We start from the raw sequence: 15,341 nt of genomic DNA on the forward strand, positions 1-15,341 counted from the left end.
CGATGCAATCACGTTCGGTGCGCCGGATGACCGGATTTATCATGCTGGCTACTTTGTTGATTCAGAGTCTCGCGCAGGCCGAAGAGGACTGGCTGGCTAGATCACAACACATTCTCGATCGTCTGGAAGGACAGCCAAGGGCAGACTGGCTGGACAGTAATCCCCATCAGGCCGAAGCCAACGGGCAAGCGTTGGAACTCGTCAACGCCTCAAAATCCAAAACCTTGGCTGCGATGCCCGATGGGCTGGCAACCCAGCCACAAGGCAAACCGGTACGGGTCATGTTCGTCTCGTTCTCACTGGGGGATCCGGTGCTCAAAGGCATCTTTCAGGAAGCCTCGGGTCAGGATGACGTTTTGCTGGTCTTCCGTGGCCCCAAGCCCGGGCAGAAATTGCCGGGGTTTTTCGCCGAGTTGAAAGCGCTGTTGAAAGACATCGGTCCGGTACCGAATATCGTGATCGATCCGACGCGCTTTCAGAAATGGAAGGTGACTACCGTCCCCGAAGTCGTCGTCGAGGCGCAGGGCAGGGCGCTGCTTCGGGTCAAGGGGGTGACCAGTCTCGATTGGGTCAAGGCGCGGCAGAACGCCGGACGCCAGGGCGATCTGGGGCGATTCGGCGAGGTGTATGACATTGCCGAAATCGATCTGCTCGAAGCCATCAAAAGCCGATTGGCTACGCTGGATGGGCCGCGGCTAAAACAGCAGGCCATTGCCCGTTTTTGGCAAAAACGTCCATTCGAAGTGTTGCCGGCGTCTCGGGAAGATCGGGACCGAACCATTGATCTGACTGTCACCGCGCCGCGGGATCTGATGGCGCCCAACGGCAACTTGATCATTCGTGCCGGACACACCGTCAATCCCCTGGACCAAATGGCCTTTGGGCTGTGCCTAATCGTCTTCGATGCCACCCAACCAGCCCAGCTCGATACCGTCAAGCAGTTGGCCTGCCGGAACAAGAACGCACGCGTCTTGTATCTTGCGACGCAGCTGTCGCGTCAGGACGGCTGGGAAGGCTTAAAGAATCTGGAAACAACGCTCGATGCGCCGGTGTATTTGTTGACGCCGGATGTGCGTCAGCGTTTTCAGTTGCAGCAGGTGCCGGCCGTGGTCGAACAGTCCGGCAACCGGATCGTCGTCCGGGAACGCAAAGTCCTAAGATCAGGGGCAGGAGCGCGGTCATGAAACGGCCGGTTCCAGCATGGCTGTTTGGGCTGCTTTTGAGCCTGGCGGTTGCCGGTCATGCCGAGACGACAAGCAAATCGGTGGATCCGCTCTGCGCCGATGCCGAGCTGTGGTCCGGCAAACTGATCACCGATATTTGCTGGAGCTGTTTGTTTCCGATCCGTGCGGCCGGTGCGTCGCTCGGAGGAGGCAATGTGCCGAGTATCGCCACTGATCAGAAGTTTTGCTTCTGCACCGACCCTTTGGGGCTGCCGCAATTGGGTATGACCGTCGGGCTATGGAATCCGGCTCGGTTGATCGAAGTGGTCAGAAATCCCTGGTGTTCGCCGGCCTTGGGCGGGCACACGTTCAGCGCCTCGAAAGTGCGTTTGATCGCGACCACCGGCAAGGCCGATTTCGATGCCAGCGAGATGGCGTTTTTCAATTACCACTACTTCGCGTTTCCGCTCACCATTCTGCTCGATCTGTTTTGGGATGATCGTTGTAACGCCGACGGCTACCGGGATTTCGATCTGTTGTATGTTTCGGAACTCGACCCCACCTGGAACAGTGACTTGCTGGCGTTTTTCACCAGTCCCGAAACGGCGCTGTTTGCCAATCCGGCGGCGATTGCCGCCTGTGTCGCCGATGCGGCCGCCGCCGCGACCGGCAACCCGCTCGATGCCTTGTTCTGGTGTGCCGGCGCCTGGGGGCACATGTATCCCTTGTCCGGGATTTCACCGACCAGCTACGGCACCGATCCGCGCATTTCCAGTTTACTGGCCACCCGGGCAACGGCGGCCTTGCATCGCCGGGGCTTGGCCTGGAAGACCTCGGGGAACGATGCCTTATGCGGCGGGCTGATTTATCCCTTCATCCCGAAGTCGCAATACCGGCTCAGCATGTTTTATCCGGTCGCGGAAACCGAATCCAATCATGCGATTGGCGAAACCACGTTCACCTGGGGTGCGGGGCGCACTTTCCCCGGCCCTGGGGAGGATCACCTTTATATCTTGTGGCGCTGGCAGGACTGCTGCGTGGGGCTTTAGATGGGTTTGGGAGCGTTTTTTGATCGTCATCTCTGGTTGACGCGCTCGCTCGCCATGACGCTGAGCGTCACCATGGCCTGGACGCCGTTCGCTGTGACCTGGGCGGATCCCATGCAGGCCGCGGGCAGCGAAGGGCAGCGAACCGGACAACAACTTTTGGAGGTCTTTCAGTTTCCCGTGGATGCTGGCGGTGGCACGATGACGCTGAATCCGGGCACGGCACAGGAAAGCTCGATTAATGTCAGCACCCTGTCTCCGGATGCAAACAATGCTAACAGTGTCGCGACCAACCTCACCAGTCTGTATGGCAATAACCCCGGCACGATCGCCGCAGGGCTCAATGCCCAAACGATCTTGAACGCTGAAAACAGCGCCACCGGCGAGGCCTATCGGACCCTCGTCAACAATGCCCACCAATCGCATCCGGACTTACAAAATGACCCGCTCTGGAAGGCCGGCGATCAGGTGTTTGTCGATTTTACGCCGTGGGCAGCGTCGTTCTCGGACTGTACGTCCACCACGACCCAAACCACGACCACGCAGCCGGTCCACATTCCCGACTATCAGCTGTGTTTAAGACAGCCAACCGTGCCGCAGAACTGTACCGCAACGCATGAGGTGAAAGTCGAACCGCTGCTCAGTTACGTGTCGGGAAATGGCGGATTGTCCAGTTGCGGGCCGGGCTGCATGGATTTGTATGTCGGCGTGGTCGGCGATAATTACTGGTCAGCGAGCTGCGCCGTGTTCAGCTGGCAGGTCACTTATCATGTGCTGCATCCCGAGGCGATTATCAGCGCCACCCTGGAGGATGTCGAGTTCGACGATCATGCCAGGGTTTTCTATGGCGGCAGCCTGATTTATACCGGTTCCAGCGGCTGGGGAGGTTCTTGCGAGCTCAGCAACAGCTGGGTCGATCATCCCAACAAGGATGTCACGTATGCGTTTAACAGTACTGGTAACAAGGTCTTTCGACAGGACACGCTGGTCGGCGGCAATGGCGAAGGCTACTCGCGCATCCGGCTACGTTACGACTTGTCGAAACTGATGACCCAGGACGAGTGGAGCTGGAGCGGTCCGAACTGCCAGAATCTCGCCAGCGCCATTACCGATGGCATTTGCCAAGCGGACAGCCAGCTCATCTGTACCAACGATCCGGCCAACGCATCCGGATGTTATGTCGATCCGGTCTCGCAAGTGATGATTTGCGAGTCCGATCTGGCTAAGGCGCCGGTGGCCGCTTCCGCAGGGATTCGCAATACCTGCATGAGCATCACCGCGGCCGGACAGTGCGATCTGAACAGCACCGGGCAATGCTGGACGGACTCCGCAGGCACCCATTGTCTGTCGCCGCCCGACACGGGCACCCCGAGCACGACATGTGCTGATCTGGAAAACCAGGGCTGCGCCTTCATCAAAAGCCAATGCCTGGACACCTTGGCCTCGGGGACCTGCTGGGACAGCGTGGATACCTATGATTGCGGCCAAGAGGTCGGCATTCCCGGCATTCAAAGCAGCACGCAACAGCAATGCTCGGGCCCGATTCGCTGCATGGGTGAAGATTGCATTGCCGTGAATCGGACGCAAAGTCAGGATTTTACCAAGGCGCTGGCGTTGCTCAATACGGCCCAGCAAATGGCGATGGATTTGAGCTGCGATTATGCCAATGCCGAGCTGCAACAAAAAGATCCCAGTTCCTGCGAGGTATTCAAAGGTGAAGACGCCAGCTGCAAAATGGTCGGCGGCGTGGTGACCCTGGTCGATTGTTGTAAAACGCCCGCCGGCAGCATGGGGCTGAGTCAATACATCGATTTGATCCTGGCCACCAGTCAACTGGACAATGCGGTGATGCGCATGGATGCCACCTCCGCGGTGAGGGGAGTTTGGGAAACCATGCGGACGCCCTTTTCCGTGGCGGGAGATGCCTGGAACAGTTTCCAGGCGGATTTCGCCTCGACCGTCAATGATCTGGTCGGCACCGACATGCTGAGCACCACCGATATCGCCTCGCAGGGCTTGTTGGATTCGTTGAAAGGCGAATTGATGAAAACGGTGGCGGAATGGATCGGCAGCACCTTTGGTGAGGCGGCCGGCAATGCGCTGTTCAGTGCCGGGGGGCAAGTGGCGTTTGATTCGCTGGGCAACCTGACGCCGGCCGCGCAATCGGGTGGTGTTCAACTGGGGGGCGGTGCGGCATTTGCCGGCACGATGTTGAGCACCCTGATGGCCGCCTACACCGCGGTCATGATCGCGATCATGATCATCCAGATTGTCTGGTCGTGCGAGATACCGGAGTATGAATTGGCGGCCAAGAAACAGTTGAAAGTCTGTAAGGACTTGGGTACCTACTGCGACAGTAAGGACCCGATTACTGGGCTCTGTTTGATTCGTAAGGAAAGCTACTGCTGTTACAATACGCCGCTGGCAAGGATCCTGAACGAACAAATCAAACCCCAATTGGGCATGGGCTTTGGTACCGCTGAAGCGCCCGAGTGTACCGGCATCAAAGTCGAGGATCTGGACAAAGTCGATTGGACTCAGGTCAATCTGGACGAATGGCTGGGACTCTTGGCGCAAACCCACCATTTACCCACGGCGGAAAATGCCGCTTCGATGCTCAACCTCGGCCAATTGACCGGCACTGGCAGCCGACTCAATCCGCAACGGTATGGTGCGGCCACTGGCAACCGGCAAGACACCTTGACCCGCACCCAGGGCCGCATGACCGAGTTGGATGTGCCTACGGTCAAACGGCAAGCGGAACTGGAAGGTTGGGGAATGGGACCACAGTAATTAGCCCCGAAGTAATCAAGCGTTAACCGCGTCTTTCAATCCTTTGCCGGGCTTGAAGGAAGGGGTTTTGGCGGCGGCAATCGTAATGGCAGCACCGGTTTGTGGGTTGCGGCCCGTGCGTTCCGCTCTTTCTTTAACCTCAAAAGAGCCAAAGCCTACCAAGGCAATCGAGTCACCGGCTTTCAAGGCAGATTCGATGGTTTTGGTCAGTCCGTCCAGCGCCCGGCCTGCGTCGGCTTTGGTCAGGTTGGCATGGCTGGCGATGGCATCGATGAGTTCGGATTTGTTCATATCATGTTCCTGTGGGCAGTAATTAAAAGCGATACTGAGTTTAAAGAGTTGATAATAGCTGAAAACCGTAGAAATTAAGGAAAACTTCTATACAATTGGCGTTTGGTAGCTATAGATACGGCCCTATGAAGTTTGAACTTTCATGAGGGGTGTTTATCCGAACGGCATGGATAAAGAAGACGCAAGAAATCAAACCCTGGAGCAATTACACGAGCGGCGCAAGCAAGTCGTGCGGTTGCATAACCAAGGCCACAAGCTCATGAAGATTGTCGCAATGACAGGACTGAGCTACCCGACAGTTCGCTATACCATCGATTTGTACACAGCCGGCGGCTGGTCGGCCATTCGTCCGACAGCGCGCGGGCGAACGCCAGGGCAAGGGCGCATCCTCACCGGAGAGCAAGAGCAACAAATTCAGTGTGCCCTCATCGACAAATGTCCTGAGCAGTTGAAAATGGATTTCTGTTTGTGGAGCCGGGCGGCGGTGAGGCAACTGATCGAACAGGCATTCGGCATTCAATTGCCGGTCAGAACCGTAGGCAAATACTTGAAACGCTGGGGCTTTACACCGCAAAAGCCGATCAAAAAAGCCTACGAACAACGCCCTGAAGCGGTCAAAGCCTGGCTGGACGAACGCTACCCATCGATAGCCGTTCGCGCCAAAGCGGAAGGCGGTGAAATCCATTGGGGTGATGAGACCGCCTTGACTAACACCGATGTCCGAGGCAGAAGTTATGCGCCCTCAGGTCAAACGCCGGTTGCCTATGCGCCTGGCGGGAAGCGTGAAAAATTGTCCATGATCGCCACCGTCACCAACCAAGGCAAAGCCCGCTGGATGATTATTGACGAGGCTTTCAATGCCGACAAGCTGATCGAATTTCTCAAGGCTTTAATCAAAGAGGTGGGCAAAAAAGTGTTTCTGATTGTCGACAACCTGCGCGTCCATCATGCCAAACCCGTCAAAGCCTGGTTGCAAGACCGCCAGGATCAAATCGAAATGTTTTACTTGCCTAGCTACAGTCCAGAGCTGAATCCAGAAGAGCGCCTCAATGCCGATTTGAAACAGGCCATCGGCAAAAAAGTACCGGTCAGAACCAAAGCCAAATTACGCGAGGCTGCCAATGAGCATATGACTCGATTGACTCAATTGCCTGACCGGGTTAAAAGCTTCTTTCAGGATCAACCAGTAAAGTATGCCGCTTAAAACTTCATTGGGCCGGATCAATAAGCAATCTCAAAAACGGCCCTTTTCTTTTAAAGAGATAGTCAGATCATGACTTTATTGCAGTCATAGAAAACGTGAACCTGCTTTGACTACCAGCTTGAATCCCTTTGCTTGGGTTTCAAAATTGAGGCTATTTCAGGGTGACTGTTCAGGAAAAGTAAAACCTCCGTAGCAGCCCCAAAGGCCCGAACTAAGGCAACTCCGGCGCGCCCAAGACCACGAAAGGCGCCCAGTAAAAAGGATGACGAAAAGGTCGGCTGGGAAGAATCTCTCCGTCGTCACTGCTGATCACATGGTTGTTGATCCTGTTGTGGGCGAAAGATTGGCCCTTGGTTTCGGGAATGAGCGCAATGGCCTCCTCATCGGTCAAGTTCTGCAGCCGTTCCTGGGCGATGGCAATCAGCTCCTGCCAATTGCGGGCCTTCGTATCGCGGGCAGCCTCGTATAGAAAATGATGGAACAGCCAGGAGGCGTCCTGGTTGACCTTCCATAGGGTGCCCAGGACCTGACGAGTCCCGGCAGCGATCAGGGTCTGGCCGATGCCGACCGGGGCCAGCAACGCTGCGCTGGAAAAGCCGCACAACGCCGATTCGCAGGCGGTCAGCGCCAGAAAGCGCTGGTTTTGCGGCAGGGCGCCTAACAGCCAACAACGCAGATTTTCCTCGCGGAGGTTATCGCGGTACAGCGTCAACGCCGAACCGCGCGGATCGGCGAAGTGATAGCGCCCGTGGCCGATGAAATGGGCGGCCCGGCTGCGCTTCAGGTGGATCAGTGCCTCCACGGTGGTCAATTCGGCGGCATCGCGGCAGGCTACCGGCTTTAATCCCAATCCGTGTTCCAGATAAGCGCCAGCTTGCCGCGCCTCGGCCTCGCGATGCAGGATGGGATCGGCCTCGGTGTGCCGGTCGTCTCCGAACAGCACCGAGCCGCCAGCAGCCGGACCGAATGTGGTTTCCGTCGTACGCCAACAACTTAAACTGACTGCCCGCTCGAAGGTCAAAGCGCTGCCGGGAAACCACTCTCCCAGCAAAGCCTCCCAAGGCAGTTGCGCCAGTTCGCCGTCCAGCAGCAAGATGAGGTGACTTACCTCGGCCTGTTGTGCCCAGGCAAGCCAATGCGCCAGCAGCCGGCGCGGCACGGCATGGTCTTCCAGCCGTTGCCACAGCTCTTCAAAAGGCTCCGGCGCACCCCCGTAGTCCTGCCGCCACCGCCGCCAGGCATGGAGCAGCGGCGCGATCGAATCGGCCTTTGCGCCGCGCCCGTTCTCGTCCGTGGCGTGGGAGACGACCTCCAGCTCCCGCAGGCTTAAACCGCCGTGATCCAGCCACAAGACGTGCACCAGCCCGTCGCCGGGGTCGAGAAAGCACTGCGCCAGGGCCTCGCCGGGCCGCAGTTTGGCCCGGCAATCCTCCGCGGAGGGTTTGGCCGGCAGCCAGGGTGGTTCTTTGAGCTTTCTGTCAACCCTGATCGCCCCGGTTTCGGATTTGACTTCCTGTTCCTCATACAACGGCGCGTTCAGGCCTGCCAGCCAGGCCTTGAGCAGCGGGGTAAAACAATCGCGGCCGGGCTGGAAGGGTGTAGTCCGAAATTCGTCGAAAATCTGTTTACCAATGAACTCGTGCCGTGCCGGACTCAAAGGCCGAACCTGCATGCCGCTCAGCGCAATGCGGCTGCGCTCCAGGGTTTCCCAGAGCTTGTCCAGGTCCGGTTGAGGCTGTTTAAGGATGACGCCAAGCAGATTGCGGCAGTAATGGTGCAGGCGCTGGGTCAAATCGTCATCGTCGCGCGGGCCTGGGTGGCGGTTGAGCAGACGGGTGCATTGCCGTTTGAATGTTTCAAGTGCCGTGCCCAAGGTCGTTTGATCCGTATCGGGTTCCTGATGCTGGAGCCATGCGCCAATATGTTCGACAAGCAAATCTTGGATGCGGCCCTGGATGACGGCCCGTAAGGCGGCGGCGTAATAAGGCGCCGCCTCTTCACCTAGTTTCGCTTCAATGAAAGAGTCCGGTGTAGCCTGCAGGGGCCCCAACTCACCGCCGCAGGCCACGGCAGCCAGCACATGCGCCAGTTCGAGCGCGGTCCGCTCGGCCTCGAGCCAGGCGCGATTCAAAACATCGGCGAGATCGCGTTCTTCCATAGAATCCATGGACGTAGGCGAAGCAGCAAACTTAAGAGGCGATCTGGCTTTTAGCAATTCGACATGACGGCGTACGGCGGGAACATAGCCTTCCGGCAAATTTTGCTCGAAATCCGGATGGGTTTCGAGATAGGTCAGTAATTCCGCGGCATAACGTTTCAGCCAGCCGTCCATAGCTGGCCCCTGACTTTTCAGGAGCTGCGGGGAGATGTCTTGCAGGCGCAAACCGGGAACGAGCCAACTTGCCAACGTCGGCCGCGTGCCGTCATCCTGAAGCCAGTGGACCCAGCCGTTCTGCGCCATTAGCCGATGAATGGCGTAGGGATCGCGCCAAAGGCCGGGGTGGGGCGTCGCCTCGTTTAAGCTTCCGGCCAACACATTGGCCAGCAACAATGTACTTTCTTGCGACAGACCGTCAGACCAGTGATGAAACCGTATTATGCTCTTGGCCAGCCAGCCGATCCCGGCGTCGCGTACCCGCTTCACGTCCAGTCCGTCCTTTTCCGCCAGGCGCAATGATTGGGCGGAACGGTTTTGGAGGGCTTGCCATTCCCTGAGCGTGTTGCGCACGCGGACATCCCGGCCGCGTTGCCACCAGCCCTTGCGGCCGGCCAAACGCTGCGTCCAGGCGTCGAGCGAGGATTCTGGGGCTAACCCTAAGCGCTGCCTTGCCTGCGCCAAGCGGTTCCGAATCAAGTTTTCTTCTCGTGCAGCCTGTGCCTGCCCCGCGTCGAGTTGGCTTTGCAAACGGTCAACCCGCTTTTCGACCGACGCCAGCCAAGCGTGCAAGGGCGCGTTTTCCTCGGCGTGCGCCAACAGCCACAACGCTTCCACAGCGCGGCAACAGTGGAGCAGGTTGCCGTTTAGGCCCACGGTATCGTCTACCAGCCGCCAGTCGAGGAGCCAGTCCAACAGTTCCTGTTGGAACAGTGTGGCGAGGGAGGCGTCGTGTATCCGTCCTTCGTTCAGGCAATACTGGTGATCTTTGTTTAAATTTGAATAGGCCTTTGTCCCATTATCCTGAAAGGGAAGTTGAGGGTTGATCGATGTCAAGGCGTAGCAGCGGAATACGGATTGCCAAGTGGAAATAGGACGAGGGAAAAGATTGAAGTAATTAATTGTTAAGGGAAGTAATAAGAGCGTAATATTGGCTGTTGGCGGGGAGAGCTTCAAGAATTCGGCACCGCAGTTCAGCCCTTGCCAGTACAGGGCGAGCGCTTTTTGCGTCGCCTCGGGCTCCGCCAGTTTGCTTTGCGTTATTCCCGCATTGTAAAACAGCTCTAGCGCTCCTTGCTGAATGCCTCCGTGATGGGGGTTGTCCAGAAGAAACGCGGGGACGTTTTCTAATCCTTGCCGGAGTAACGCGAATGCTTTTTGCGCCGCATCAGGCTCCGTCAGTCCACTTTGCGCTATGCTCGCGTTGAGGTGCAGTTTAAGAATTTGTGTTTGAACGCCGGCATGGTGGGGGTTGTCCTGAAGAAACGCGGGGACGTTTTCTAATCCTTGCCGGAGCAACGCAAATGCTTCTTGCGCCGCATCAGGCTCCGTCAGATGGATGTGCACGGTACCGGCGCTTAAGAATAGCCGAAGCACCAGTTCCTGCATTCCGGCGTGGTGGGAGTGGTCATGAAGAAACTTGGGGACGTTTTCCAGCCCTTGCCGATACAGCGCGAGCGCTTTTTGCGCCGCCTCGGGCTCTGCCAGTCGGCTTTGTGAGAGGCCCGCGTTGAAAAATAGCCGAAGCGTCCACTCTTGAATACCGGCATGATGCGGGTGATCTTGGATAAATGAGGAGGCCAGTTCCAGCCCTTTTAAGAAGTAAAGATCAAGGGCTTTTTGCTGTGCATTGGGCTCCGCCAGTTGTGTTTGCGCGACACCTGCGTTGCAGAAAAGCCCAAGCGCCATCTCTCGAATGCCGATATGGTGGGGGTGGTCTTTGATAAACCTGGGGACGTAATACAGCCCTTGTCGGTACAGTGCGAGTGCTTTGTGTGCCGCCCCGGGCTCAGCCCGATGGATTTGCGCGACGCCCGCGTTGAGGAAATTGAGAAGCTTCTGGTACGACATGCCTGCGGAGGTCCATTCCCACGCCGCATTCAAGCCCGCCCAATCGCGGTGCTCTGGCGGCACCTCCGGCAGGCTTTCGATATGGCGGGTAAGCTGCTCGATCTGTTCCGTTAAGCCGGGTTCTGTCGGTTGCGGTGGGGCGGTCATGGGTGGTCTCCTTGAGCGGAAGGGTTCAGGCGTCGGGTAACAGCTTGATGCGCAACACGTTGCGTTCGTCCTGCCAGTTCAGCGCGATCAGTATGCGGCCTTGCGCGCGGGCGGCGTCGAGCCGGTCGGCGCTCAGGCCGCAATGCTTGATCTCCAGGATTTGCGCGCTGCGCGGCGCGGCTTGCCAGTTGTGCCATTGGGCGTCGGCGGGTTGGGCGGGAACGTCGCCCAATTCTACGGCGGGTCCGTATTCAGGCGTAGCAGATAGCCAGTTCAGATACACGGCCAGACCGCCGTTTTTTTTAAGCTCCAGGCCGCGCACGGCCAAAGGCAGTCCGTCCGGTAAGCACGCTTTGCTCTCGCCATCGGCTAGCAGGCCACCGGCCAGCGCCTGGCTGCACAAGCGGGTGCCCTCCGCATCGAATTGAAACCATTCATTGAACCTGTCCTCGGTATCGAATTGTAACCATTCTTTGACGCGGCGGATGCCCTGAGCCAATGATTGCACCAACGGGGAGAGGGGGGCCGGTTGCGCCGCGTCTTGGCGAGCCCAATAGTCGGCCGCCGCGAACATCGCTTCGAGTTGGCGTGCGCATGCGGGGCAGCTTTCCAGATGCCGTTCAAAGCGGCTGAGATGATCGCCGCTCAAGGTCTCCTCGACATAGCAGGCCATCTCGTTGACGTCGAAGTGGTCGCCTACCGGAGTTTTGGGCAGGGCGTCGAGGTGGGCGAGCATGCGTTTTAAGCTTTCTTCGATGGATTTTTGTTTAGTTTGAGACATTGAATTGCTCCTGAGATTAAAATGATTTAGCGTACTCGGCATGCTCGTTATCGAGCACAGCGCGCAGTTCTTGTGCTGCCCGGCTGACGATGGTTCTCGCGTTGCCTTCCCGAATGCCGAAATGTTTAGCAATTTCCGGATAGGAAAGACCTTCCACGTGATACAGAAGCCAAGCTTCGCCATAGCGGGCCGGCTGAAGACTGTTGATGAGGTTGAACAAATCGGCATAGGCGAGGATTTCTTCAGGACTGCGCCGATGCAGACTGACGGGAGGGAGCGCGTCGTTGATTTCGTCTTCCGTCTCTACCGCATCGATTTGCTGTCTTTCTTTGGCGCGTTGATCCACCGTTCCCTTGCTCTTTTGAAGGCACCAAAAACATAGCGCTCCCCGATCTCCGGCAATATAGCCATATAAAGAATTCCGCAAGGGATCGAAGCGGTCGATGAGCTTGTTCGCAAAAAAATCCTGGAGAAATTCTTTGACCCATGCATTCAGATCTACCGATTCGATCAGATAACTCATTTTTTTTTGTTTTTTTTGTTTTTTTTGTTTGATCAAAAAACCGATCAGCAGCGTTCTGAAGTGTTTACGCCGGCATTCGTGATTTAACCACGTATGCAGGCTGTTTCGTTCCGCTGCCGACAGCTCCGCATAGGGTTTGAAAAACAGTTCGGCCACGTCAATATAGGATAATCGGCTTTGGTAGTGCCTCTGCGCGGTTTCGGGATCGAGCTTGGAATTGTGCAAGGGTTCATCGGTCCAGATTTTCACGATCGCATGATCTTCGGGACTCCATTGCGCCTTGGGTTTTCGGAATACGGCTTCCACATTTTTCGGTACAGGTTGGTCGCACATGGGGGCTCCTTGGTCGGGTTTGGATAAAGGTGAATTACATAAACATAATGACGGGAAAAAGGTGTTTTGTTACAGTGCCATTTCGGCCTGTAAAAATAGCCTGGGCGAATCGGCTGGTTTAAAACATCGAAACGCCCCGAACAGAGCCCTATTTTTTCAGAAAATGGGGTGGGCGCTTAGACCCACCCCATCCTCTACAGAATCTCGCTGAGCAAGGCCGGATCTCCCCAAGCCAGCACTTGCGCTTTGGCGGCGGTGAAATAGGCTTGCCAGAGGCTTTTTAAGGCTTCGCGCTGCTTCAAGCCGACATGGTTCTTGGGGGCGGGCATAAAGGCGGCACCGACCACGTAAACCTTTGTATTGGGCAGGGACGCCAGCAAGCCGTGATGCTTAACGGCGACCAGCACTGCTTTGGGATCGCTTACTGCCAGACTGTGTTTTCGGTAGAGCACAGCGATATCAGAATTTTCCACTAAATCACTGACAGCCACTAGGATTTTCTCGGGAACGGCAGGGTCGGTTATCGAAGCGATGCTGTGAATGGCTTTGAAAATTTCCGATTTAGCGGGGGTGTGGGCAAGGTTTTCGGACAACAGTCGAGTCAATTCTTTTTGCACCTTGCTCCGTGCCAACGCTATTTGCCGGGTAAAGCACGTTTTGGCGGCGTCGACCTGGGCCGCGGGGATGGCCGTGTCCCACTCGTCCTCGCTGGGAGGCACATCAATCCTAAGCTCGAGCGCGATAAAAGTAAAATAATGCTGACTCATACCGCTGAAGGTGACGATTTTGACGTGATCGCCGGGTTTAAGCGATCGAACCACACGTTCGACCGTATCCTGGACCAGCATCGGACTCAGGCGGGTGGTTTGATCTACGGCAATGGTGTAACTTCTTGAAACGGGCGTTTGTTGCAGCCGAAAATGAGTGCGGCAGGATGGGAAGCTTTTATTGCCGCCGTTGTGGCCGGCCGAAGATGTTTCGGCTTGGGCCAGGGCTGCATACCACAACGCGGCGAGAAGCAGTGCCAGTGTGAGGATTTTGTGCATAGTTGTTCTCCTAAAGTCAGGTGTGATCAAAACGCGCGGCCTTCGAGGCCGCGCGTCTTCAATCCTTTAATTCGCGCAGCCCTCGGTTTTGTTACACAGTCGGACTACGAATTTGGCCAGAGCGGCGGATTAGCTAACGGTCGAGGAACTGCGCGTGGAAAGGACCTCTTCCGGCGACCGCATTTCTTGGACGTAGCGCCGAAACGTTCTCTTGTCGAGATCGTTATCGTAGCCGCCGCCGTTGGCGTATTGGCGTTGGCGTTGTTGCAGTTTCTCCAACAGCCTCTGCGCCGTGTAAATTACGTAATCGTCACGGTGGCGATTGTAGCTTTCGAAAGCTTCCTTGTTTTGCGCGCATTTGAGGATCTGGTAAGCTTCCCGTGCCTGCTTTCCTATGAACCCGAAGTGATAACCGCATAAAAATCCAAGCGCTTGGGCCCCTAAAAAGATAAAGCCAAGCCCTAAGAAACCCCAGCGAGCGGTGGCTTCATTCACTTGGAACGCCGCCGACGCCGAAGCGTCGGAACCGGAACTCAGCAGCAAGGCTTCCTCCTCGGTCAGCGGGGGAGTTGCTGTTTGCTTTTGTGTTGCCACGGTTTGATCATGATGCAACGATTCTCTGAGCTTGTAAGTCGTGACACCCACTGTGCAAACAACGGTCAACGCCATGACGGTAGCCCAATGACGGGGTTGCACTTTGCCGCGATAGTCCAGCCGGCTCAAATGCTGGATGTAACTGGGCAGCCCGCTGTCGAGCGGATGGTCCAGGCTGACATCTGGAAAAGGCCTTAACCCCATCTCGGTCTCGCTCGCAGGCCGGTTGGCATATTCGTCTCGAATTTTCGCGATATGACTGTTTAAGTACTGCTCGCGCCCGGCGCTGTGGGTCAGATACAACAAAACCCCCGAAATCACGCAGCCGATGGCTACCCCGGCCCAGAGCTTATACCGTGCCGGGAGGTTTTGAACCACGAAGTCAGACAGTAGGATGCCAAAGGCCGATGCTTCCAGACACAAAATCAGAAATATCGCCGCACCCAGCCATAACGGACAGGGTTTTCGGCCCAGTTCGGAGCAGCGTTGGAGGTAGAGCGTCGCTTTGTCCCATAGGGAGCCGTAGTCGATCCATTCGGGGAGATACGGGTAGAAAATCGAACACAACACTCGCTCGGCCCGTGTCCATAAGGCATTGGCCGGTTTCTCGGCATCCTTCGCCAAACGGGTTATCAGCCCGATGAACGGCAACAGGCAGTAGATTTTTTTGAGTTCGAACGACACATGGTGCCTATAATGCCAAAGCAGGGACATCAGCAGCAGTCCGCCGAACATCCACCACAGCCAGATCGGTACGCCTTGAAAAAAAGCGTTAGATACTTCCATAAAGCCTCCTTCATTAAGCTTCAAATTTCAGTTAATACAATCAAGATGTAATGCTCCTGCCGAGCCGAGGTTTGGCGGGAATGTCTTCCTTGTCACATCTATAATTGCCTCGGGAAATCGATTTGTTACACGCGTTTACAAAGAACAGTAAGAGCCGACCTTTGAAAAAAATAGAAATCGCTTCGAGTCCCCTTCCTTTTCTTCATGGCGTTAAAAACACCTTAATCGCTTGCTCCGCCATGCCGAGGCTTGACGGAAAACGTCCTGGTCATATCTCTAATCGATTGGGAAAGTTGATTTGTTACGTGCGTTTATAAAAAAATGGCATAAGCACCTCTTTGTAAAACGTGGGTCTGAAGCAATAGCACTGGCACGGAGCACAGCGATGTGCGTTTCTGAGCCCCGTGCG

At 56.3% G+C, this 15,341-nt stretch carries 10 protein-coding genes; 4 read left to right on the top strand and 6 right to left on the bottom strand.

What is annotated here, in order from left to right; translation table 11 throughout:
* The first annotated feature begins 2 nt into the window (after window positions 1–2).
* Genes JJL52_RS07440 through traN form a run of 3 tightly spaced genes read left to right on the top strand, consistent with a single transcriptional unit; the run spans window position 3 to window position 5,002 of the window.
* Window positions 3–1,184 (top strand): TrbC family F-type conjugative pilus assembly protein, encoded by a 1,182-nt coding sequence (locus JJL52_RS07440; RefSeq protein WP_236994121.1) that lies wholly within the window; start codon window positions 3–5, stop codon window positions 1,182–1,184.
* Entirely contained in the window at window positions 1,181–2,212 is a 1,032-nt protein-coding gene (locus JJL52_RS07445) for a TraU family protein (RefSeq protein ID WP_202051763.1), read from the top strand. The genes JJL52_RS07440 and JJL52_RS07445 overlap by 4 nt, the downstream gene beginning before the upstream one ends.
* Window positions 2,213–5,002, top strand: a complete 2,790-nt coding sequence (gene traN / locus JJL52_RS07450; RefSeq protein ID WP_202051764.1) for a conjugal transfer mating pair stabilization protein TraN — start codon at window positions 2,213–2,215, stop codon at window positions 5,000–5,002.
* 15 nt (window positions 5,003–5,017) lie between these two features.
* Here the strand turns inward: traN and JJL52_RS07455 are convergent, their stop codons facing one another.
* A complete protein-coding gene (locus JJL52_RS07455; protein ID WP_202051765.1) occupies window positions 5,018–5,293 on the bottom strand; it encodes an HU family DNA-binding protein in 276 nt (91 codons plus the stop codon).
* Between the two features lie 166 nt (window positions 5,294–5,459).
* Between JJL52_RS07455 and JJL52_RS07460 the strand changes: the two genes are divergently transcribed.
* Window positions 5,460–6,497 (top strand): IS630 family transposase, encoded by a 1,038-nt coding sequence (locus tag JJL52_RS07460; protein WP_202051766.1) that lies wholly within the window; start codon window positions 5,460–5,462, stop codon window positions 6,495–6,497.
* A gap of 211 nt (window positions 6,498–6,708) precedes the next feature.
* Here the strand turns inward: JJL52_RS07460 and JJL52_RS07465 are convergent, their stop codons facing one another.
* The 5 genes from JJL52_RS07465 to JJL52_RS07485 all read right to left on the bottom strand — a co-directional run bounded on the left by JJL52_RS07465 (window position 6,709) and on the right by JJL52_RS07485 (window position 14,932).
* Window positions 6,709–10,869, bottom strand: coding sequence for a CHAT domain-containing protein (locus tag JJL52_RS07465; protein ID WP_202051767.1), 4,161 nt, complete (start codon window positions 10,867–10,869; stop codon window positions 6,709–6,711).
* A gap of 25 nt (window positions 10,870–10,894) precedes the next feature.
* Window positions 10,895–11,650: an anti-sigma factor family protein gene (locus JJL52_RS07470; protein ID WP_202051768.1), complete on the bottom strand. Its 756-nt coding sequence runs from the start codon at window positions 11,648–11,650 to the stop codon at window positions 10,895–10,897.
* 16 nt (window positions 11,651–11,666) lie between these two features.
* Window positions 11,667–12,506 (bottom strand): RNA polymerase sigma factor, encoded by an 840-nt coding sequence (locus tag JJL52_RS07475; RefSeq protein ID WP_202051769.1) that lies wholly within the window; start codon window positions 12,504–12,506, stop codon window positions 11,667–11,669.
* A 194-nt stretch (window positions 12,507–12,700) separates the two neighbouring features.
* Entirely contained in the window at window positions 12,701–13,552 is an 852-nt protein-coding gene (locus JJL52_RS07480; protein ID WP_202051770.1) for a hypothetical protein, read from the bottom strand.
* 129 nt (window positions 13,553–13,681) lie between these two features.
* Entirely contained in the window at window positions 13,682–14,932 is a 1,251-nt protein-coding gene (locus JJL52_RS07485) for a hypothetical protein (RefSeq protein ID WP_202051771.1), read from the bottom strand.
* Window positions 14,933–15,341 lie beyond the last annotated feature (409 nt).

It is taken from the genome of Candidatus Methylomicrobium oryzae (assembly GCF_016745425.1).
GTDB classification, from domain to species: domain Bacteria; phylum Pseudomonadota; class Gammaproteobacteria; order Methylococcales; family Methylomonadaceae; genus Methylomicrobium; species Methylomicrobium oryzae.